Source organism: Bacillota bacterium (genome assembly GCA_040754675.1).
Lineage (GTDB): Bacteria > Bacillota > Limnochordia > Limnochordales > Geochordaceae > Geochorda.
In genome coordinates, this window is sequence record JBFMCJ010000620.1 from 1 (window position 1) to 2,287 (window position 2,287).

Here is a 2,287-nt window from a genome sequence, read left to right on the forward strand (position 1 = left end):
TCCTCAAAGGCTACCCTGACGGCACGGTGAAGGGGCAGGCGGGGAGTTCCCGGGCTGAAGCGGTGGCCATGCTGCTCCGGGCACTGGACGCCCGCGGGCGGGCCGCTGAACTTGCACCGGCCAAAGTCGAGCCTTCGGCGGGCGAGATGGCGTATGGAGCGGCGGGCTCGCTGCTCGTCAGGGACATCGGCTCCGGCCGCGAGTGGGAAGTGCCCGCCAGCGGGGAGTTTACCGTGTCCTGGGAGCCGGACGGGCGGGTGCAGGTGGCCGGGGCGGGTGACCTGCAGTCGCTTTTCCCGGGGAGGCTTCCCGACTCCGAAGGGCTGGCCCGGGTGCTGGCCAACCTCCCCTGCCCCAAGTGCACCTGGTCGAAGGCGCTGCTTGCGCTGCTGGCGTCGCCGTGGCCCGAGGAGGTTTCGGCGGGCGGCCTCGCGCCTGGCGGGCCCCAGGCGGAAGAGGAAGTGGACGTCGCCTGGAGTTCGGGCGGCGAATCGCTCACCTTGAAGGGCTCGGCGGCAGGCCCAGTCCCCGGGCCGTCCGAGGGGAGTCTCCTCCTGGGGCGCGACCTGAGGGTGCGGTGGGACGCCCGGTCGGGCGAAGTGCGGGGCTCGGGGGATTTCTCCGCCACGGTCTGGTACGACCCGGCCACGCTGTGGGTCACCCGGGTCACGGTCCTCCTGCACGGAGCGTGGGAAAGCGGCGACAAGAAAGCGGTGGCCTCGGGGCAGTACGAGGCCGCTGTGCGTTAAGTCTTGCAGGTCCGGGCGGGGCGGGGTGCGCGGAAAGGGGGTGAAGACATGAGCAGAAGAAGGGTGCAGCAGTATCTTCTAGCGTTGACCGTTGTCGCTGGGATTCTCCTGGCCGCAGCCCAGCCCTCCCTGGCGCGGTACACCTGGGTTGGTGACGGTCCGTACCGGGACGTGCTTAACAAGGGCGATACCAAATGGATGTACCCCTATGTGGAATCGATGCGCCAGGCGAAGGTGATAGCTGGGTGGTATGCGGAGGGATACATCTGCAACCAGTATGGTTGCTGGGAAGCGGTCTGGTGGGAGTACGAACCAGCGCAGAGTGCGACCCGCGCCTGGTGGGGCATGTGCCTGATGGAGGTTCTGGGCACGCTCGAAGACTACAGCTATCGGATTGGGAACACCGACTGGTACTGGGACAACCGCCGCTGGTTCCGGCCCTACGCAAATGACATGCTGGCGATGGGGCTCATCCCCCCGCAGACGTTCCAGGACGGCTACATCCGGCGGGACGAAGCGTTTTCGTGGTCCGTGCGGGCGCTCGGCCTGCGGCCTGTAGCCGAGATGATGTCCGAAAGCGAGATTGACTACTGGCTGGACCGGTTCCCCGACGGCTGGAAGACCGACGCGCAGTACCGTGCGGACATGGCTCTGTGCATCAAGTTCGGCCTGGCTAAGGGTTACCCCGACGGGACGCTGCGCCCGGACAGCTACCTCCTGCGGTCAAGCGGGGCCGTGCTGGCCTCGCGGCTGCTGAGCGTCAAGCTGGAGCCTTCCCCGGAGACCTTCCGTCCCCGGGACGGCCAGACGGTGACTGTGCGGGCGAGCAACCACGGGATGGGCACGGTGACGAGCTGGACCCTGAAGGTGGTGCCGGCTTCCAACCCGAACGATACGATCCGCTCGTGGTCCGGTTCGAGCCTGCCGACAGTGCTAGCGGTGTGGGACGGCAAGTACCCAGGCGGCAGCGTGTGCCCGTCCGGCAGGTACCTCCTGTGGTTCTCCGGGAAGTACCGCACTCCCGTGAACGAGACCGTCGATACCGAGTGCATGCGGACCATCGTGCTCGACGGCCGCTGGTTTGCAGCGGCGCCGTTCCGGACCACGCTGGTGGCGGGGGCGCCGGTATACGTGAAGGCGTGGGGCGAGGGAACCAGGATCTCGGGACCGAGCGTCACGGCGAGCTGGGGAGCGAGCGCCACGCTGTCCTGGGACGGGAGCTACGGCGAGGGCGTGCTTACGCTGCCCGCGTCAACTCCCGAGGGCTCCTACCGCCTCGACTTCTCGGCGGTGCTCGGGGCCAGCGGCCTGCCGAACGCGTCGTTCTCCGCCTCCAGCGCCGTCACGGTCGTCCAGGAGCGGGTATCGGTTTCCGCTCCCGGCTCGTTCGCCCCGGGCAGGGGCGAGGTCCTGCCGGTGAGCGCGTCCGCCCGCGGGTACACCTCGGCGGTGAGCTGGACGCTCAGGATCCTCAACGGCTCGGGGAGCGTGGTGAGGCAATACTCCGGTTCCGGCCTGCCGTCCGCGCTCTGCTCCTG

The 2,287-nt window shown here is 68.5% G+C and carries 2 protein-coding genes; both read left to right on the forward strand.

The features are described from left to right. A partial coding sequence (locus AB1609_21685) for a hypothetical protein (protein MEW6049048.1) occupies positions 1 to 749 on the forward strand: 749 nt, incomplete at its 5' end. 48 nt (positions 750 to 797) lie between these two features. Then, positions 798 to 2,287: S-layer homology domain-containing protein (locus tag AB1609_21690; GenBank protein ID MEW6049049.1), on the forward strand; the 1,490-nt coding region annotated here is incomplete at its 3' end.